The sequence below is a fragment of the Nonomuraea composti genome, assembly GCF_012034275.1.
GTDB lineage: Bacteria > Actinomycetota > Actinomycetes > Streptosporangiales > Streptosporangiaceae > Nonomuraea > Nonomuraea composti.
This window is the reverse complement of record NZ_JAATEP010000077.1, coordinates 22,506-40,875: the sequence shown is the minus strand read 5'-3', so window position 1 is coordinate 40,875 and position 18,370 is coordinate 22,506. Positions and strand designations below refer to the sequence as shown.

Genomic DNA, 18,370 nt, shown 5'->3' with positions numbered 1-18,370 from the left:
CCCCTTCGCCGCCCCGCGCGCCCCCGGCGGGGGGGCCGCCGGGGGGGGGGGGGGGGGGGGGTGCGGGGGCAGGTGGTAGGGGCCCCGCCACGGGCCCGGCAGGTTCCGGGCGAACGCCTCGTCCAGGTCGTCGGCCGCCTCGCCGTACGGGTTGCGGGTCTGGTGCAGGAAGCGCGGCTCGGCGTACTCGTGCAGCGCCCGCGGGTCCGCGCTCTCCAGCGCGGCCGAGAGCTGGACCTTGACGATCGGCAGGCCCCGGTCACGCAGCGCCTTGAGCGCGGTGGCCGGCTGCTCCCACGCGCACGCCAGGTGCGCCAGGTCCAGGCAGATGCCGAGCCGCCCCGTGTCGGCGCGGGCCAGGTGGGTGATCGCCTGCTCGGTCGTCTCCACGACGCAGCCCGGCTCCGGCTCGAACGCCACCCGCACCACCCGCCCCGTCGACGACTGGACGGCGGCCAGCCCGGCGGCGAGCTGGTCGAGGCGGCGGGCCGCCTGGTCGGCCATGGCCGGGGTCCAAGGCGCGCGCCAGGCCAGCGGCAGGGTGGAGACCGACCCTCTGGCCGCGTCGTCGGGCAACAGGTCCGCCAGGATGCGGGCCAGGTCGAAGGTGTACGACAGCCGCTCCCTGGTGGTCCAGTCGGGGCGGTACACCGTCCTCTTGACGACCGGATCATGAAAGGAGCGGTACGGGAACCCGTTCAGCGTCACGACCTCCAGGCCCCGCGCCGCCAGCTCCCGGCGCAGCCGCGTGCGCAGGGCCTGGTCGGCGGCCAGCGCCTCGGCCACCGGCGCCGCCAGCCACAGTCCCAGCCCCAGCACGTCCGTCCCGAGCCGGTCCCTGACCGGGACCGCGTACTCGTCGAACTGGGCGATGACGCCGGCGAGGTCCTCGGCCGGGTGCACGTTGGTGCAGTAGCCGAGGTGCAGCGTGTCGCCCGAGCGGTGGCGCAGCCGCATCACTCGCCGCCGCGCTTGATGGAGCTGCCCGCGAACGTCGGCTCGGCCGCCCCGGTGACGCCCGTCAGGTCGAGCCGGCCCGACTGGCTGTAGAACTCCACCGGGTTGCGCCACATGACCCGGTCCACGTCGTCCTCGTCGAACCCGGCCGCCAGCATCGCCTCCGCCGTCTCCACGGTGAGCAGCGGGTCGGAGACGCCCCAGTCGGCGGCCGAGTTGACCAGCACGCGCTCCGTGCCGTACCGGCGCAGCAGCTCCACCATCCGCGGCGGCGACATCTTCGTCTCCGGGTAGATCGAGAACCCCATCCAGCAGCCGGAGCCGTGCACCAGGTCGATGGTGACCTCGTTGAGGTGGTCGACGGCGACCCGGCCCGGCTCGATGCCGGACGCCTTGACCAGGTCGAGCGTGCGGCGCGTGCCGGCCGCCTTGTCGCGGTGCGGGGTGTGCACCAGCGCGGGCAGCTCGTGCTCGACGGCCAGGGCGAGCTGGCGTTCGAAGGCGTCGTCCTCCTCCGGCGTCATCGAGTCGTAGCCGATCTCGCCGACCGCGACCACCCGGTCCTTGTCCAGGTAGCGGGGCAGCAGGTCGAGGACGGGGCGGCAGCGCGGGTCGTTCGCCTCCTTGGGGTTCAGCGCGATCGTGGCGTGGTGCACCACGCCGAACTGGGCCGCCCGGTACGGCTCCCAGCCGAGGATCGAGTCGAAGTAGTCGGTGAACGAGCCGGGGTTCGTGCGCGGCTGGCCCAGCCAGAAGGACGGCTCCACCACGGCGGCGATCCCGGCGGCGGCCATGCGGGCGTAGTCGTCGGTGGTGCGGGAGGTCATGTGGATGTGCGGGTCGAAGATGCGCATCAGGTCTCCTCGGTGGTGCGACGGCCGTCCTGGTCCTCGTCTGGACGGCCGGAGGGATCGCTGGTGAGGCGGGCGAGCAGGGCGGCGGCGTCGGGCGGCACGGGGCGGCCGGCCGCCTGCCGTTCCTCGGCGAACGCCGCCAGCATGGCGGCCAGCTCGGCGTCGGCCCGCTCGTCCAGCCGGTCCACCGCCGACAGCGGCACCCCCATGAACACGCACTTGAGCACCGCCTGCCGCCACAGCGCCTGGTCGAGATGGACGGCGTACGGGCCGAGGGCGGCGGCCAGCAGGCGGGCGTCGTTCGTGCGGATGGCGTCCGTCAGGAGGGGCACCGCGTCCGCGCCGATCGGAAGCAGCGGCAGGGCCTTCAACACCGCGCGTTTCTCGTCGGCGTCGCCGTGATGGTAGAGGTCGAGCGCCTCGGTCGCGGCGCGGCCGGGCGGGAGCGCCGCCAGCAGCAACGCCCTGGCCGCCTCGTCGGCCGTCCAGCCGGGCACGCCCGGCAGCGGGCCCCGGCCGGTGCGCCGGCCGGCGGCGGCGAACGAGCGGGCGAACGTGCCCGGCGCCGCCGTCGTCTCGTCCAGCGCCTTTTCCAGCACCCCGTCCAGCCAGGCGCCGTTCGGGGTGGCGCGCAGCGCGGCGTGCAGCCGCTCGGGTGGCATCACGAGCTGCCTCCTTCGACATCCGGTACGTCGTGTGCGCCGCCCCGATCGCCCTGTACCTGTACGGCCTGTGTGGTGTCCCGCCCGCCCTGCACGGACTCGCGCTCGGCCCGGCGGAGGAAGGCGAGGGAGCGGGCCGCGACGTCGGGGGCGGCGTGCGAGTGGCGGGGCAGCTCGACGGCCACCAGCCCGCGATAGCCGGAATCGGCCAGCGCCCGCAGCACCGGCGGGAAGTCGATCTCCCCCTCGCCGAACTCCAGGTGCTCGTGCGTGCCCCGGCGCATGTCGTCGATCTGTACGTTGACCAGGTACGGGCCCACGGCCGTCACGCAGTCGGGCACCGGGTCCGGCTCGTTGCAGCGGCAATGGCCGATGTCCAGCGTCAGGCCGAACCCGTCCGGCGCGCCGAGCGCCCGCCGCAGCGCGTGCCAGCCGGCGATCGTGTCGACCAGCATCCCCGGCTCCGGCTCGAACCCCAGCGGCACCCCTCGCGCCGCCTCCAGCACCCGCGCGCACCCCTCCACCAGCCGGTCCCACGCCAGGCCCGGCGGCACGTGCCCGGGCCGGACCCCCGACCAGAACGACACCGCCTCCGCCCCCAGATCGGCGCCGATCGCCGCGGCCCTGCTCAGGAAGTCGACGCGGTGGTCACGGTCGTCGTCCAGGAGCGTGGGGGCGTGCTTGCGGCGGGGGTCGAGCAGGTAGCGGGCGCCGGTCTCGATCACCACCCCCAGGCCGAGCGTGCGCAACCGGTCGGCGACCTTCGCCACGCGCGACGCGAGCCCGTCGGCGTACGGGTCGAGGTGGTGGTGGTCGAGGGTGAGGGCCACGCCGGTGTAGCCGAGGTCGGCGATGATGTCGAGGGCGTCGGGGAGGCGGTGGTTGGCGAAGCCGTTGGTGCCGTAACCGAATCTGATCATGTCGGGGACAACTTTCTGGCCAGCCGGCGAGCCGGCGGGACCATCGCGGCGAGCGCCAGCCCGGCACGGGGCGCACCGGCCCGGGCCACCAGGGCGCCTTGGAGAGCGGGCAGGCTCACGATCCCGGCCGCCACGGCCTCCCGCACCCGCTCCGCCGACGGCTCCGCGACGGCGCGGGCCTGGGGGGCGCCGAACTGGGAGGCGTACCAGGCGGCGAGCACGGCCCGCGCCGCCACCGCCCCGTCCCTGCGTGGACCGGGCGAGGCCGGGCCGGGCGTCTGGCAGGCGGTGGCCGTCGCCAGCGCCACGGTGCCCGCCAGCGTGGCGGCGGGGCGGCGCCGCGCCGTCCCGGAGGTCTCGCCCTGGGACAGGTGGGTGAGGAGGTACGTGTGGACGGCGATCGTAAGGGCGGCGGGCAGCGCGGCCGCCACCGCGTCCGCGGGGCTCGTGTGAACCGGGGACGCGGGGATCAGGCGCCCGAGCAGCGCCGGCCCGCGAGATGACGCGCGGCTCCGCGGCGGTGCGGATCGCTGCGACGGTGCGAGGCCCCGTAGCAGCGCGAGTCCCTGCGACAGCGTGGGGCGCTGCGGCGGGGTGGAGCGGCGCTGCGGTGGCGGTTTCGCGGTCGCTCCCAGCAGCACGTCCAGGCCGCGGCACGCCGCCATGACGAGGGGGCCGGCGCGGGTGTTCTTGGCGGCCAGGTCGTACGCCCAGATCGCTCCGGCCAGCGGCACCGCGACCGCCAGGGCCCGGCGTCCGCCGGCGAGGGCGGCGGTGGTGAGGCCGGCGGCGGTGAGGCCGACGGCCACGCCCAGGGCCGTCCCGGGGCTCACCCTGCCGGACGGGATGGGGCGCTCGGGGCGTTCGGTGGCGTCGAGGTGGCGGTCGGCCCAGTCGTTGGCGGCCATGCCGGCCCAGTACAGGCAGACGGAGGAGCAGGCCAGGCCGACCGTGCGGGGGCCGAGCACCTGCCCGGCGGCGGCGCCCGCGGCCACGTCGCCGGGCACCGACAGCGCGGCCGGCGCCCGCACGAGCTCCAGCAGGTCCCGCAGCGCGGTCATCGACGTGCCTCCCTCGGCCGGGACCGACCGGCGGCGTGAACCCACCCGCCGACCGAGACGTCCCCACCCCGCCCCCACATCACGCCCCAGGTGCGGGACCGGGCCAGGCCCGAGGCGCCTGAGGCGCGAAGCCGCCTCCCGCTCTGGGCGGCCAACCCTGTCGCGCCCGAGACGCCCCAGGCGCGGCGAGGCCGGGTCACGTCCGAGGTGCACCACGCGGGCAGTCGGGGTGCGTCCGGGGCGGCCCCGGCGCGCGGCCGTTTCGCGCCCCAAGGGGGTCTGGCGAGTGCGGGCCCGGTTGGGGGGCGTAAGGGGCGGGGCCCGAGGGGTGGGGTCACGGGGTGGGCTCCGGGGTGAGGGAGGACACGAGGTCGCAGAGGGTGCGCCACTGGTCGGCCAGGCCGTGCGGTACCTCCCCCAGCGGGTCCTTGAAGAAGAAGGCCAGGCCCGGCAGGGGGCCCACGCGGCCGGCGTGGTGGGCGGCGGCGGTGAGCCGGGCGAGGTCGAGGACGAGGGGGGCGGCGAGGGCGGAGTCGCAGCCGTGCCAGGTGAACTCCATCCGCATGCCGGTCCCGAGGAAGCCTTCGAAGGTGACCAGGTCCCATGCGGTCTTGAAGTCGCCCAGGTCTTCGAGGTAGTCGATGCGGGTCTCCCCTTGGGGGAGGTAGCCGAGGGTTTCGGGGAGGACGCGTTGTTTGCTGGCGGATTTGGCGGCGTTGGCGCCGGGCCGGGCGAGGTTGGCGCCGTCGCCGCCGCCGAGGAGGTTGATGCCGGACCAGGTGCGGACCTTGAGGTTGCGCTGGGCGAACATGGGCGCGAGCACGGACTTGACCAGGGTCTCGCCCGTCTTGCCGTCGTGCCCGGCGTACGGGAGGCCGCGCTCGCGGGCGAGGGCGTCGAGGGCGGGCAGGCGGGCGCCGGTGGAGGGGGTGAAGTCGACGTACGGGCAGCTGGCGGTCAGGGCGGCGTAGGCGGCGAGCGAGCTGGGCGGCAGCACGGGGTCGGTGGCGGAGAGGGGGTCGGCCAGGGCGGCGCGCAGGTCGTCGAGGGAGGCGTGGGCGGGGTGCGGGGCGGGGGCGGGTTCGGTGGTCGAGACGTTGATGACGACGACGCGGTCGAGGTCGTTCCGGCGGCGGAAGCGGTCGAGGTCGTCGGCGATGGCCTGAGCGGTGCCGGCCTGGGTGGGGGCGGCGGGCAGGGGGCGTACGCGCTGCTCGACGGCCGCCAGGTCGTCCTTGACGGCCTGGGCGAGCGCGGCGGGCACCACGCCGGAGCCGGCCAGTTCGGCGGCTTTCTTCTCCAGGGGGACGGAGGTGACGTCGTGGCCGCCGAAGACGAGGTCGGCGATGCCGGGGCGGACGCGCTCGCGCAGGACGGGCGACTCCAGGACGCATCCGGTGGGTGCGATCAGGCCCGCCCTGACGGCCAGGGCGCCGATCATGCTCGTGACGGCGACGGATCCGCGTGCACCGATCAGCCAGGTTCCCGTTCTCATGAGGTCTCCTTCGCGGCGGGACGATCGCCGTCCCGGGGGTGGTTCAGCGTCGAAGGCCGAGGAGGGCGGGATGGCCCGCCGGCCGGTGTACCGCGTGATCGGCCTCTGTCACGCGTCCTCCACAATGGTCGGGGCGGCTCCCCGTTCGGAAGCCGCACACGTCATGATCGGACTTTGTGACAAGGATCCGCTCGAAAGCCCCGCCATTCAAGCGGCAACGGGGGGTGTTCTGGCGCTAAAGGTCGGATGTGCGTGCCGGGTCAGCCTTTGAGGCCGCCGCTGAGCAGGTCGAGGCGCCGGAAGCGCCGCAGGAAGAGCAGCAGCGCGACGGCAAGCCGGTGATCATGGAGGAGTTCGGTCTCACCAGCGACTGCACCAGCGAGGCCAACGCCGCCCACTACTACCGTCAGGTCCTGCACAACACCCTGCTCGCGGGCGCGAGCGGCCGGCTGGCCTGGAACACCACCGGCTACGGCGGCCTGTGACAGGAGGAGCCGGACCGCCACCACCCGTTCGAGATGCACTTCGGGCTGGTGGACGCGGCGGGCGGCCCAAGGCGCGGGCCCTGGAGGTGCGCGGCTTCGCCGCCCTGATCGAGCGGGTGGACCTGGCGCGCTGCTCCCGGCCCGACACGCGGGCCGCGCTGGTCGTCTCGTCGTACCTGGAGAGCGGCTACCCGTGCACGCACCCCCAGGCCGCCACGGTCGTCTTCGACGGGTGCCGGCAGGCGTACGTGGCGGCCCGGGAGGCGGACCCGGCCGTGGGCGTGGCCAGGGAGAAGGACGGCATCCCGGACGACTGCCTGCTGTACCTGCTGCCGTCGGCCAAGCAGCTCACCGCGCCCGGCTGGCGGGCGCTGCTGGAGCGGGCCCGCGGGCGCCTCTACCGGGCGCTGGCCCGCGCCTCGGGCGTGGACGGGCCCGTCTCGTTCGACACGCCGCCGGTCAGCGCCGCGCTCATGCGGCACGAGGACGGCCGCGTGTTCGTGTGGTGCGTCAGCCAGGCGGGCACCGAGGTCAAGGCCGCGCCGGCCGTGCGCTCCGGCACGCTGCGCGACGAGCACGGCGCCCCCGTCAGCGTCGTCGAGCTGCCGCCGTATGGCGTGCGGGTGCTGGAGCCGGCATGAGGATCACCGACGTCGAGGTGCCGGTCAGCCGGCTGCAGGACGGCACCATGTTCGACTGGTGAGCGTTCAGGCGCGGGTGCGGGCCATGAGCAGGGCGACGTCGTCCTCGGCCGGGCCGTCGCCCACGATCGCGCCGACCACGGCGGCGCACAGGCCCTCCAGCGTCGGCATCCACACCGCGCCCGACAGCGCCGAGCCCAGCCTGGCCATGCCCGCGTCCAGGTCGGCCTGCCGGGTCTCGATCAGGCCGTCGGTGTAGAGGGCCAGCAGGGTGCCCGCGTCGAGATCGATGCTGTGCGACTCGAACGCGCCCATCCCCAGGCCGATCGGGGTGCCGCTGGGCAGCGCCGGGAACGTCACCTCGCCCGACGGCGCCACCACCGCCGGGGGCGGATGCCCGGCGGCCGCCATGGTGCAGCGCCTGGTCGCCGCGTCGTAGACGGCGTACAGGCAGGTGGCGCCCGCGGCGTCGAGGTCGCCGCACGACTCGTCGGCCACCAGCCGGTCGAGGTGCGCCAGCAGCTCGTCAGGGGGCAGCTCCAGGTACGTGAGGGTACGCACGGCGGTGCGCAGGCGGCCCATCGTGGCGGCGGCGTTGATGCCGTGCCCCGTCACGTCGCCCACCACCAGGGCGATCCTGGGGCCGGGCAGGCGGATGACGTCGTACCAGTCGCCGCCGACGCCCTCGTGCACCGCCGACGGCAGGTACCGGGAGGCCACCTCGACGGCGCTGCCGCCGCACAGCTCGCGCGGCAGCAGCTCGCGCTGCAACGCCAGCGCCGTGGTGCGCTCGCGCGTGTAGCGGCGCGCGTTGTCCAGGCTCAGCGCCGCCCGCGCGACCAGCTCCTCCGCCAGGACCAGATCGTCTCTGGTGAACGGCGCGGGGTTGGCGTTGCGGACGAACACGGCCACGCCCAGGATGTCGCCGCGCGCCTCCAGCGGGACGATGATCAGCGTGTGCATGCCGGTGCCGTGGATGATCCGCGCCCGGTCCGGGTCCTGATCCAGCCACGAGCCCGGCGAGGTGTCCAGCACCGCCTCGAAGTGCGGCCGCCGCGAGGCCAGGACCTTCGTGAACGGCGAGTCCGGCGGCACGAACACCGCCGCCCCCAGCGGCCACAACGACTCCGGCACCCCGTCGTGGACCGACGCCACGCCCGCCCGGCGGAACACCGGGATGCTCGCCTCCGTGGCCGGCAGCCGCTGCAACGGCTCGGCGTCCGGCAGCGTCTCCTCCGACAGGTCCACCGTCACGTAGTCCGCCAGCACCGGCACCGCCAGGTCGGCCAGCTCCTGCGCGGTCTTCCTGATGTCGAGCGTGCTGCCGATCCGCACGCTCGCCTCGCGCAGCAGGGCCAGGCGGTCCCGCGCCCTGCTGTGGCTGATGTCCAGGGCCAGCGAGCACACGCCCAGCGGGCGGCCACTCACGCCCTCCAGGCGGAACAGCGACGTCGACAGCGTCAGCGCCTCGCTCCCGTCGGGCGCCGCCCAGCGCGCCTCGCGGTCGATCATGGGGGTGCCGTCGGCGATCACCCTCCGCATCGCCTCCTGCGCCGCCTCCGTGTCCACGCCCGGGACGGGGTCGGTCAGGGAGCGGCCAAGGTGGTAGTGCGGGAAGACCCGCTCCAGGCGCTCGGCCGCCCCGTTCAGCCACACGCAGCGCAGGTCGGTGTCCCAGATGGCCATCGCGACGGGGAAGCGGGCGATGAGCGACTCCAGCAGGGAGCCGGTGCCGCCGGACAGGTCGTCGGCGGCGGGGATGGCCGAGACCAGCCAGGACTCGCCGGCGTTCTCGGTGGCCAGGGGGGCGACCTCGACCCGCACGACGATCCGGGCCCCGTCCCGCCTGCGCACCTCCACCAGCCCGGCCCGCGCATCCGGCCCACCCGCCGGTATCCCGCTACCCCCCTCCCGCCCGGCCGCGCCGCCCTCGGGCGCGCTGTGCTGGGGCACGCTGCTCGCGGGCGCCGCGTCCTCCGGCGCGCTCTCCCCAGACGCGCCACTCGCGGGCGCGCTGTGCTGGGGCGTGCCGGGCTCGGGTGTCTGTGGTGGTCTGTCGCGGGGCGGGGTGGGGTGGGTGGTGGGCTCGGGTTGGAGGAGCAGGGTGGCGGGGCGGCCGAGGACGTCGGCGCCGGGGTAGCCGGTGAGCTCCTCGGCGGCCCGCGTCCAGCCGATCAGGACCCCCGCGCCGTCGATCACGGCGACCGCCGGGACCACTCCGCGCGGCCCCTTGCCGGGTGCGCTCATGTCATCACCCATCCGTGCTCGGGAAACGAGCCTCACCCCTCCCCAAAATAACCACGCCGCCCTACCGGCAATCCCCCCTTGACCAAGCCTTGTCCGGACATAAACGCATATGCGGCGTCAGCCTTGCCCGCGCGGGGCAGCCCGCACCGCATGGCCCACCACGAACCCGCACCCCACCACGAACCCAGGCCCCACCACGACTCGAAGCACGGCCGCCGCCTCCCCGCCGTGCTCGAAGACCCGCTGCTGAACAAGGACACCGCGTTCACCGAGGAGGAGCGGGAGAGCCTGGGCCTGGACGGCCTGATCCCACCGGTGGTGGAGAGCCTGCACGAGCAGGCGGCCCGCGCGTACGAGCAGTACCGCCGCCAGCCGTCCGACCTGGCCAAGAACATCTTCCTGGCGGGCCTCCAGGACCGTAACGAGGTGCTGTTCTACCGGGTGCTGGGCGACCACCTGCGGGAGCTGCTGCCGATCGTGTACGACCCCACGATCGCCCAGGTGATCGAGAACTACAGCCGCGAGTACCGCCGCCCCCGTGGCGTCTACCTGTCGATCGATGACGTGGACGGCATCGAGCGCGCGTTCCGCAACTTCGGCCTCGGCGAGGGGGACGTGGACCTGATCGTGGCGTCCGACGCGGAGCAGATCCTCGGCATCGGCGACTGGGGCCTGGGCGGCGGGGCGGGCATCGCGGCGGGCAAGCTGACCGTCTACACGGCGGCGGCCGGCATCGACCCGGCCCGGGTCGTCCCGGTGGCGCTGGACGTCGGCACCGACAACGAGGCGCTGCTCAACGACCCCTTCTACGTGGGCGAGCGGCACGCGCGGGTGCGCGGCGCGCGTTACGACGCCTTCATCGAGGCGTACGTCTCGGCGGCCACCCGCCTGTTCCCGCACGCGCTGCTGCACTGGGAGGACTTCGGCCCGTCGAACGCCCGCCGCATCCTGGAGCGCTACACGGACCGTATCCCGACGTTCAACGACGACATGCAGGGCACGGGCGCGATCGTGCTGGCGGCCCTGCTGGGCGCGGTCCGGGTGACCGGGGAGCGGATGCGGGAGCAGCGGGTCGTCGTGTTCGGCGCGGGCACGGCCGGGATCGGCATCGCCGACCAGCTCAGGGACGCGATGAAGCGCGACGGCCTGGACGAGGAGGAGGCCGTCCGCCGCGTCTGGGCGGTGGACAAGCAGGGCCTGCTGACGTCCGACGTGGACGGCCTGCGCGACTTCCAGCGCCCCTACGCCCGCCCCTCCGCCGAGGTCGAGGGCTGGGACAGGGACGAGGGCGGCGGCATCGGCCTGGCCGAGGTGGTCGCCCGCGTCCAGCCGACGGTGCTGTTGGGGACGTCCACGGTGCGCGGCGCGTTCACCGAGGACGTCGTGCGCTCCATGAAGGCGGAACGGCCGATCGTCTTCCCCCTGTCGAACCCGACCGAGCGCATGGAGGCCCGCCCGGAGGACCTGCTCGCCTGGACCGGCGGCCGCGCCTTGGTGGCCACCGGCGTGCCGTTCGAGCCGATCTCGTGCGGCGGCGTCCGGCACGTCATCGGGCAGGCCAACAACGCGCTGCTGTACCCGGGGGTGGGCCTGGGCGTGGTGGTGTCGCGGGCGCGCCGGGTCAGCGACGGCATGCTGCAGGCCGCCGCCGAGGCGGTCGCGGGCATGGTGGACGTCTCCGCGCCGGGCGCGTCGCTGCTGCCGGAGGTGGACAACCTGCGCGTGGTCTCCGCCACGGTCGCCGTCGCGGTCGCCAGGCGGGCGGCGGAGGAGGGGCTGGCCCGCGCCGAGCTGGGCAATCCCGTCCAGCGGGTGCAGGACGCGATGTGGCAGCCGCGCTACCGGCCGGCCTCCGGCGGGAGCCGTAAGAGGCGCTGACGTTTGCCGATCTCCAGCGTGGAAAGCTGGAACAGGGCCCGCGGACTCCTCCCGGCCCTCGGCGGGCAGAATGGTCATGGTGTTCGAGTTCGAACTACGGTGTCCGATCACGGCCGACCTCGGCCTGATCCGCGACCTGGTGCGCCTGCACGGCCGCCACAGCGGCCTGTCCGAGCGGCGGCTCGAGGACCTGGTGCTGGCCGTGAACGAGGCCGTCACCAACGTCCTGGACCACGGCGGCAAGGCCGGCGTCGTCACGGCGCGAGCCGAGCGCGGCCAGGTCGTCGTGGACATCCTCGACTTCGCCGGCCTGCTGACGCACGACCACCTCGCCTCGGCCGGCCTCGACCACACCGCCTCGCACGGCTACGGCCTGTGGGTGATCCAGAACCTCTGCGACGAGGTCGTCCTCGAACGGACCGAGCACGGCTCGCTGCTGAGCCTGCGCGTGCGCGAGCGCCACCCGGCCGCAAGCGGCGACCGGCACCCCGCCGAAAGCCACGACCAGCGCGACGGCTGGCACGACGACGGCTGGCGCGACGACGACCAGCGGCAACCGGCCTCCCGCTGACGGCCGGTCATTCACCGCCCGCGCTAGATCGCCCGCTCGGCCCCGTGGTCCGGAGCTAGGTTCGACGTATGCGGAACGCAGGAACGGGCCCCGGCCCGATCACCCCCGACGGATCCCCTGTGGACTTCTACTCCCTGCTCCGGCCCGGCGGCGAGCCCGACCTCGTCGCCGGCGTGACCCCGCCCGGCGGCTCCGTCCTGGAGCTGGGCGCGGGCGTCGGCCGGGTCACGCACCCTCTCGTCGACCTCGGCTTCGAGGTGGTGGCCGTGGACGAGTCCCCCGAGATGCTGGCGCTGGTGCGCGGTGCGCGCACGGTGGTGGCGCGCGTGGAGGAGCTGCGGCTCGGCGAGCGCTTCGACACGGTCATGCTGGCCTCCCAGCTCGTGAACACGGCCGACGACGCCGCCCGGCAGGCGCTGCTGGGGGCGTGCGCGCGGCATGTCAAGCCGGGCGGCGCGGTGCTGATCCAGTGGATGCCCGCCGAGGCGCACGACCGCTGGCACGTGGGCATGGGCCGCACCGACGGCGACATCTCGATCACGATGGCGGCGGTCGAGGAGGTGTCGCCGGGCGTCTTCCACGCCACGATGCGGTACGCGCACGGCGACGACCGCGTGTGGACGCAGTCGTTCTCCTCCAAGCGGCTCACCGACGACGACCTCGCGGCCGCGCTGGAGGCGGAGGGGCTGCGGCTGGACCGCTTCCTCACCGAGGACCGCACGTGGGTGGTGGCCGTCCCGTCGTGATCTTCCAGCCGGGCGCCTTTACGATGTAGATCGAATCTGCCCGGAAATACTGGAAAATACTGGGACTGCTGGTACAGTCGCGCCATGAGTGACCGGCTGGACGATCTCGAACGGCGGATCGACGAGCTGCGGGCCGGCGTGCGCAAGGCGATGCGGGTCAGGGACGGCGCGACGGCCCGCGTCCTGCGCGCCGAGCTGCGCAGCGCCGAGCGCGCGTGGGACGCCCTGGTCAGCGGCCGGCCGCCCCAGGCCAAGGAGGAGCCGCAACCGCAGAAGGCCGGCCTGGTCACCGTGCGCGAGCAGGTCCACCAGGGGCTGCGGCTGCTGGGGGCGGCCGCCCAGCCCCGGCTGATCGTGGCCGTCAGCGACGCGTTCTTCGGCGGCACGATCCGCAGCAGCCAGCTCACCAGCCTGCGCAGGGACGAGGAACGCTCGTTCCGCTCCTCGCCCTTCGGCCGCCCGTACTACCTGTGCGCGGCGCTCACCGACCGGCTCTCCCCCGCCCGCGGCCTGCTCACGCTGAGCACGTGGCCGCTGGAGCGGCGCGTGGTCGGCCCGCTGAGCCCGCGCGTCGACTTCCTCACCTGCGCCATCGCCACCGCCACCGCCATCGAGGAGCGCGACTCCGGCGACGAGCGGGCCCTGCGCTTATTGGTGCGGATGGCCAGGAACATCCCCGGCGCCACCGACGGCACGCTGGGCCCGCCCGACCCCGGCCGGGTGGCCGAGGCGGCCCGCGCGGAGCTGCTCGTGCACGCGGATCGCGACACGCGGGATCGCGCCGAGCTGGCAGAACGCGCCACTGCACAGCTCGGTGACGCCGCGCGGCTGTTCGGCGCCGCTACGCTGAGCACGATCAAGAAGGAGAACGCCAAGTGAGCGGCTTGAAGCGGGAAGGCGACCACGTCCACCGGCTGGACGCGTTGCGGGGCACGACGCCGCAGCAGCCGCACGACGCGCGCGCCATCGCGGCCCTGGCCGCGAACCCGGGCTGCACGCGCCGTGCCCTGATGGACGGCGCCGGCATCGACAAGGACGCCGCCGCCCGGCACCTCGGCTTCCCGGCGCCGTTCGGCCAGTCGCCGTTCGCGATCACGCGCGGCAACATGTTCGAGGCGCTGGTCAAGGCCGACGGCTGCGCGGAGCTGCTGCGCATGCTGCGCGAGGTGCTCGGCCTGCCCGTCGCCGAGGTGTCCTACCACGACGTGGAGAACGTCGGCGCGCACCTGCGGCACGCCCACACCAAGGCGCTGTTCGACCGGGCGGCGCGCGAGGGCCACGACGCGGGCACCCTGTACGACCATCCGCTGCTGAGCCTGCGCATCGCCGGGCACACCGCGTACCTGGAGCCCGACGTCGTGGCCTTCCAGCTCGGCGGGCGCTTCCACATCGTGGAGATCAAGTCGTTCGCGGTGATCGACGGGCAGGCCGACCCGGCCGCGGTGGCGGCGGCGGCCCGGCAGGCGGCGGTCTACGTGCTGGCGCTGCGCAACCTGCTGGAGGAGCTGGGCCACGACCCGCTGAAGGTCTCGCACGACGTGGTGCTGGTCTGCCCTGAGAACTTCGCCAACCGGCCGGTCGCGACCCTGGTCGACGTGCGCAAGCAGCTCGCGGTGCTGCGCCGCCAGCTCGCCCGGATGACCACGCTCGACCGGCTGCTCGAAGGGCTGCCCGACGACCTCAGCTTCGACCTGCTGCCCGACGAGGACGGCCGGCCCACCAGGCCGGTGGCCGAGCTGGCCGACGCGCTGCACAGGACCACCGCCCGGTACGCGCCCGACTGCCTGTCCACGTGCGACCTGTGCTTCTTCTGCCGCGACGAGGCCCGCCAGGAGGGCGCCTCCGACCTGCTGGGCCGCCAGGTGCGCGACGAGCTGGGCGGGGTCGCGTCGGTGGCCGAGGCGCTGGGCCTGGCCGACGGGACCCGCGACCCGGCCGAGGGCCAGGAGGAGATCGCCCGGCTGCTCCGCAACGCCGAACGCCTGCGCAGGGAGTGCCTGAATTGACCCCGCCCGCCCCGAAGAAGCCCGCGGTGATCCCACCGGCCGCCCGCCCGTCGCGGAGAAGCCCGCGATGATCCCGCCGACCGTCCGCCTGCCGCGGAGAAGCCCGACATGAGCCTGCTGACCTCGCTCGCCCGGCTGCGCGCCCTCGACGAGGGCATCGCGCAGCCCATCGCGACCGTCCGGCACTGCCACCTGTCGGCGCGCCCGATGGTGTTCATCCCGCTGAAGCTGTCGGGCGAGGCCGCCGCGCCGCTGGCCGCGATGCTCGGCACCGACCGCGCCGATCCGACGCTGCTCGTGGTGACCCAGCCGCGCAACCGCGACCTGCGCTTCGCCTGGGCCGCGCAGGTGGCGGAGGTGCTGCTGCCCTACATCGAGGGCTTCATGAACGACACCGAGACGGTGGAGCGCAAGAACGCCGACCCGTACGAGCGGGCGATCGACGCGCCGCAGCTCATCGTCCCGAACCAGGGCGGCGTGGCCTTCGCGCGGCTGCTCGGCCGCTCGACCCGCTTCCGCCGCACCGACGGCCCCTACCCGGTGCCGGAGTCGGTGCCGCTGCTGGGCCGGTGGCTGACGTATCTCGGGGAGCGGGCGGCGTACCCGGGCTCGTCGCTGATGCTGGCCGCCACGGAGGAGCTGGGCCGCCACTGGGCCAGCGGGCAGAGCTCGCTGGAGGACGCGAACCTGGCCGCGCTGCTCGCGTGGATCACCACGGGGCCCACGGACGAGGCGGAGGATCCGCTGATCTGGCCGCCGGCGGGCCCGGCCACGGACCCGGGGTTCGACGCGGAGGTGCTGGCGCCCGCGATGGAGAGCGGGTCGGCCGAGCGGGTCACCGAGGCGCTGCGTACCCAGCTCGAACCCACCTGGCGGCTCATGTGGCAGGCGATCGACCTGCTGGCGGCGCTGCCGGAGGGCGCGAGCGTGGCGCAGCGGTGGGAGCAGGACCGCGGCTCGTTCAGCGGCATGGCGGTGCACATCGCCGAGGGCGCGCCGCCGCAGGCGCGGCGCGACGGCGCGGTGGCCGCGGCGGCGCGGCTGGCCCGCATGGAGCGCGCCCAGGCCGCCTACGACGTGCAGCGCGCCTACGACGACCCGCTGGTGATGGCCGAGTACCGGCTGACCGGCGAGGCGTTCGCGGGCGAGGTGATCGAGACGGTGCCCGACAACACCGAGGGCGAGGGCCGCTCACGCAAGCTCCGCCCGCTGGTGGTGATCAAGACCGACGATCCGGTACGCCTGCCGCCGGGCACCACGCTCGGCACCCCGCAGCGCCGCAGCCAGGGCGCCGAACTGGTCGAGGCCGCCGAGGGCCTGGTCACCCTCAAGATCACGAAGGGGATGGGCCGGGGCAAGACCGCCGCGCCCGGCGCCGTGCCGGAGGTCGGCGAGCGGGTCTGCTACACCTCCCTGACCGACGACTTCCAGGGCTCGCCCGCGCTGCCCGAGCCGGAGGCCACGCCGTGGACGCACGGCGGCCCGCCGCAGGAGTACGTGCCCGACGACGAGGACGCCCAGGAGGAGTGGTCGTGACCACGGAGCAGCTCGCGCCGGAGCAGGTGATCAGGAACGTGCTGGCCGACCTGCCCCGCCACCGCGGCGTGGTGGTCGACTCCCCGCCGGGAGCGGGCAAGTCCACGCTGGTCGTACGCGCGGCGGCGCACATCGCGGCCACCGGCGAGCCGCTGATGATCGTGGCGCAGACCAACGAGCAGGTCGACGACCTGGTGGCCCGGATCAGCGACAAGCACCCGCACCTGACCGTGGGCCGCCTGTCGGCCGGCGGGTACGTGCCGCCGCTGCGCATGCTGGAGCTGCCCGGCGTCCGCGTCGGCACCCGCATCCAGGACCTCGGCGACCCCGACATCGTCATCGCCACGGCCGACAAATGGGCGTGGATCGGCGACCGGGTGTGGCCGTGGGCGATCGTGGACGAGGCGTACCAGATGCGCTCGGACAAGCTGCTGCGCATCGCGGGCCTGTTCGAGCGGGCGCTGTTCGTGGGCGATCCGGGCCAGCTCGACCCGTTCTCGATCGTGGACGGCGACCGCTGGTCGGGCCTGTCGTGGGACCCGTTGCAGAGCGCGGTGTCGGTGCTGCTGCGGCACAACCCGGACCTGCCCGTGCACCGGCTGCCGGTGTCGTGGCGGCTGCCCGCGTCGGCGGCGCCGGTGGTCTCGCAGGCGTTCTACCCGTTCACCGGGTTCCGCTCGGGCACCGATCACGGCGACCGGTGGCTGGAGCTGTCGACCGGCGGCATGGGCACCGTGCACGACCGGGCGCTGGAGGAGGCGGCCCGGTCGGGGTGGGCGCTGCTGGAGCTGCCGAACCGGCACACCGTGCGCACCGACGGCGAGGCCGTGCAGGCGGTGGCGCTGCTGGCCGAGCGGCTGCTGCAGCGCGGCGCGGTGGCCGGGTCGGAGCAGGGCGAGCGGCCGGTGACGGCGGACCGGATCGCGGTCGGGGCGGCGCACCGGGACCAGGTGGCCGCCATCCGCGCCGCCGGGCTGCCCCCGGAGATCACCGTGGACACCGCCAACCGGCTGCAGGGCCGCGAGTACGACGTGACGATCGTGCTGCACCCGCTGTCGGGCCGCCGCGACGCCACGGCCTTCCACCTGGAGTCGGGGCGGCTGTGCGTGCTGGCCTCGCGGCACCGGCACGCCTGCGTGGTGGTGGCCAGGGCGGGCATCGCCGAGCTGCTGGACGCGCACCCGTCGGCGGAGCCGGTGCAGCTCGGCGTGCCGGTGAAGTTCCCCGACGGGTGGGAGGCCAACCAGTCGGTGCTGGAGCACCTGTCCAGGCACCGCGTCTGATCTCCGACGGCCGCGTTCAGGGGGCGGCGCTGTTCAGGGGAGGCGGCGCTGCCAGACGTCGATGGCCATGACCTGGCGCATCCCCGCCGACTCGTACAGCCCCAGCGCCGGCGTGGTGTTGTTGGAGTCGACGTGCAGGATCGTGCCCTTGCGCCCGCGCGCGGCGTCGGCGGCGAACGCGTGCCGCAGCAGGAACCGCCCGAGCCCGCGCCCCCGGCAGGCGGGCAGCACGGCCAGCGTGGCCACGTAGCCGCAGCCCTCGTCCGGCAGGAACTGGTCGGTGCCGATGATCACGGCGGCGGGCTCCCCGTCGAGGCGGGCCAGGGTGAGCTGGCTCCAGTCGGTCGTGCTGGCCGCCTGCCTGCGCTCGTACCACTGCTCGTAGGTGACCTGGACGAACCCGAAGTGCTCGGCGAACCCCTCCTGGTGCACGCGGTGCGCCTCCCGCCGCACCTCCTCGCTCTCCCCCGAGTGCAGCGTGACGCCGGCGGGCGGCTCGGGCGCCTCCACCGGGCCGTCGTGGTCGATGCGCATGCGGTGGAAGCTCGTGCCGGGCGCGAAGCCCAGGGCCTCGACCCTGGCCCGCTTGGCCTCGTCCGTACGGTAGACGCCGGTGTGCAGCGTGACGGCGGGGTGGCCGCGCTCCTTGCCCAGCTCGGCGGCGCGGGCGAGCACGGCGGGCCACAGCTCGCCGGCCAGGCCGCTCACGCCGGGGCGGACGACGACCTCCACGTCCACGAGGTCGCTGTCGCCGTTGCGGCAGGCCCAGGCCCAGCCGTCGAGCCGGCCATCGGCGTCGTGGGCGAGCCAGCCGTCTCTGTCGCGGTCGAAGCCCGGCTCCACGAGCTCGTCGGCGATGTCCTCCAGCGTGGAGTCGGGGGCGCCGATGACGGCCGTGTCGGACGCCGCGACGAGCTCGTGGATGGCCGCGGCGTCGTCCACGCGCGGCCGGCGGATGGTGTGCATGACCAGGATTGTGGTGGAGGCGCCCGGTCCGGCGCCTCCCCTTTTTCCGCCGCCGGCCGGGG

The 18,370-nt window shown here is 74.7% G+C and carries 17 protein-coding genes; 9 read left to right on the top strand and 8 right to left on the bottom strand.

What is annotated here, in order from left to right; genetic code table 11:
- The 6 genes from eboE to HCN51_RS52560 form a co-directional block, all read right to left on the bottom strand.
- Positions 1-957, bottom strand: a 957-nt coding sequence (gene eboE, locus HCN51_RS52585; protein ID WP_168021034.1) for a metabolite traffic protein EboE, incomplete at its 3' end; no start/stop codon positions are given.
- A complete protein-coding gene (locus HCN51_RS52580; RefSeq protein WP_080040321.1) occupies positions 957-1,811 on the bottom strand; it encodes a TatD family hydrolase in 855 nt (284 codons plus the stop codon). The genes eboE and HCN51_RS52580, both read right to left, overlap by 1 nt.
- On the bottom strand, positions 1,811-2,473 hold the full coding sequence (locus HCN51_RS52575) for an EboA domain-containing protein (protein WP_168021051.1): 663 nt from the start codon (positions 2,471-2,473) through the stop codon (positions 1,811-1,813). Before HCN51_RS52575 ends, HCN51_RS52580 begins: the two co-directional genes overlap by 1 nt.
- The gene (locus tag HCN51_RS52570) at positions 2,473-3,393 is read right to left on the bottom strand and encodes a sugar phosphate isomerase/epimerase family protein (protein WP_168021024.1); all 921 of its coding nucleotides are present in this window, start codon (positions 3,391-3,393) and stop codon (positions 2,473-2,475) included. The genes HCN51_RS52575 and HCN51_RS52570 overlap by 1 nt, the downstream gene beginning before the upstream one ends.
- The gene (locus HCN51_RS52565) at positions 3,390-4,454 is read right to left on the bottom strand and encodes an SCO3242 family prenyltransferase (protein ID WP_168021022.1); all 1,065 of its coding nucleotides are present in this window, start codon (positions 4,452-4,454) and stop codon (positions 3,390-3,392) included. The genes HCN51_RS52570 and HCN51_RS52565 overlap by 4 nt, the downstream gene beginning before the upstream one ends.
- 334 nt (positions 4,455-4,788) lie before the next feature.
- Positions 4,789-5,949, bottom strand: coding sequence for an inositol-3-phosphate synthase (locus HCN51_RS52560; RefSeq protein WP_168021020.1), 1,161 nt, complete (start codon positions 5,947-5,949; stop codon positions 4,789-4,791).
- Between the two features lie 248 nt (positions 5,950-6,197).
- Here HCN51_RS52560 and HCN51_RS52555 point away from each other — a divergent pair, with 248 nt between their 5' ends.
- Entirely contained in the window at positions 6,198-6,434 is a 237-nt protein-coding gene (locus tag HCN51_RS52555) for a hypothetical protein (protein ID WP_168021018.1), read from the top strand.
- 86 nt (positions 6,435-6,520) lie between these two features.
- Complete coding sequence (locus tag HCN51_RS52550) at positions 6,521-7,075, top strand: hypothetical protein (RefSeq protein ID WP_168021016.1); 555 nt, start codon at positions 6,521-6,523, stop codon at positions 7,073-7,075.
- A 66-nt stretch (positions 7,076-7,141) separates the two neighbouring features.
- Here the strand turns inward: HCN51_RS52550 and HCN51_RS52545 are convergent, their stop codons facing one another.
- Entirely contained in the window at positions 7,142-9,322 is a 2,181-nt protein-coding gene (locus HCN51_RS52545; protein ID WP_206068942.1) for a SpoIIE family protein phosphatase, read from the bottom strand.
- A gap of 150 nt (positions 9,323-9,472) precedes the next feature.
- Between HCN51_RS52545 and HCN51_RS52540 the strand changes: the two genes are divergently transcribed.
- The 7 genes from HCN51_RS52540 (at position 9,473) to HCN51_RS52510 (ending at position 17,342) form a co-directional block, all read left to right on the top strand.
- A complete protein-coding gene (locus tag HCN51_RS52540) occupies positions 9,473-11,200 on the top strand; it encodes an NAD-dependent malic enzyme (RefSeq protein ID WP_168021014.1) in 1,728 nt (575 codons plus the stop codon).
- Positions 11,201-11,276: 76 nt separating this feature from the next.
- Positions 11,277-11,771 (top strand): ATP-binding protein, encoded by a 495-nt coding sequence (locus tag HCN51_RS52535; protein ID WP_168021012.1) that lies wholly within the window; start codon positions 11,277-11,279, stop codon positions 11,769-11,771.
- Between the two features lie 68 nt (positions 11,772-11,839).
- Positions 11,840-12,517 (top strand): class I SAM-dependent methyltransferase, encoded by a 678-nt coding sequence (locus HCN51_RS52530; protein WP_168020990.1) that lies wholly within the window; start codon positions 11,840-11,842, stop codon positions 12,515-12,517.
- 84 nt (positions 12,518-12,601) lie between these two features.
- Entirely contained in the window at positions 12,602-13,396 is a 795-nt protein-coding gene (locus tag HCN51_RS52525) for a hypothetical protein (protein ID WP_168020988.1), read from the top strand.
- Positions 13,393-14,523, top strand: coding sequence for a hypothetical protein (locus tag HCN51_RS52520; RefSeq protein ID WP_168020986.1), 1,131 nt, complete (start codon positions 13,393-13,395; stop codon positions 14,521-14,523). Before HCN51_RS52525 ends, HCN51_RS52520 begins: the two co-directional genes overlap by 4 nt.
- A 108-nt stretch (positions 14,524-14,631) precedes the next feature.
- The gene (locus HCN51_RS52515; RefSeq protein ID WP_168020977.1) at positions 14,632-16,059 is read left to right on the top strand and encodes a hypothetical protein; all 1,428 of its coding nucleotides are present in this window, start codon (positions 14,632-14,634) and stop codon (positions 16,057-16,059) included.
- A complete protein-coding gene (locus tag HCN51_RS52510) occupies positions 16,056-17,342 on the top strand; it encodes an AAA family ATPase (protein ID WP_346434133.1) in 1,287 nt (428 codons plus the stop codon). The genes HCN51_RS52515 and HCN51_RS52510 overlap by 4 nt, the downstream gene beginning before the upstream one ends.
- 33 nt (positions 17,343-17,375) lie before the next feature.
- Here HCN51_RS52510 and HCN51_RS52505 read toward each other — a convergent pair whose 3' ends face one another.
- Complete coding sequence (locus tag HCN51_RS52505) at positions 17,376-18,308, bottom strand: GNAT family N-acetyltransferase (protein ID WP_168020945.1); 933 nt, start codon at positions 18,306-18,308, stop codon at positions 17,376-17,378.
- Positions 18,309-18,370 lie beyond the last annotated feature (62 nt).

Bases quoted from the DNA above. Each gene is read 5' to 3' on its own strand.
- HCN51_RS52535 (WP_168021012.1), top strand. From the start codon at position 11,277: ATGGTGTTCGAGTTCGAACTACGGTGTCCGATCACGGCCGACCTCGGC.
- HCN51_RS52565 (WP_168021022.1), bottom strand. From the start codon at position 4,454: ATGACCGCGCTGCGGGACCTGCTGGAGCTCGTGCGGGCGCCGGCCGCG.
- HCN51_RS52515 (WP_168020977.1), top strand. From the start codon at position 14,632: ATGAGCCTGCTGACCTCGCTCGCCCGGCTGCGCGCCCTCGACGAGGGC.
- HCN51_RS52545 (WP_206068942.1), bottom strand. From the start codon at position 9,322: ATGAGCGCACCCGGCAAGGGGCCGCGCGGAGTGGTCCCGGCGGTCGCC.
- HCN51_RS52540 (WP_168021014.1), top strand. From the start codon at position 9,473: ATGGCCCACCACGAACCCGCACCCCACCACGAACCCAGGCCCCACCAC.
- HCN51_RS52570 (WP_168021024.1), bottom strand. From the start codon at position 3,393: ATGATCAGATTCGGTTACGGCACCAACGGCTTCGCCAACCACCGCCTC.
- HCN51_RS52505 (WP_168020945.1), bottom strand. From the start codon at position 18,308: ATGCACACCATCCGCCGGCCGCGCGTGGACGACGCCGCGGCCATCCAC.
- HCN51_RS52560 (WP_168021020.1), bottom strand. From the start codon at position 5,949: ATGAGAACGGGAACCTGGCTGATCGGTGCACGCGGATCCGTCGCCGTC.
- HCN51_RS52530 (WP_168020990.1), top strand. From the start codon at position 11,840: ATGCGGAACGCAGGAACGGGCCCCGGCCCGATCACCCCCGACGGATCC.
- HCN51_RS52575 (WP_168021051.1), bottom strand. From the start codon at position 2,473: ATGCCACCCGAGCGGCTGCACGCCGCGCTGCGCGCCACCCCGAACGGC.
- HCN51_RS52525 (WP_168020988.1), top strand. From the start codon at position 12,602: ATGAGTGACCGGCTGGACGATCTCGAACGGCGGATCGACGAGCTGCGG.
- HCN51_RS52580 (WP_080040321.1), bottom strand. From the start codon at position 1,811: ATGCGCATCTTCGACCCGCACATCCACATGACCTCCCGCACCACCGAC.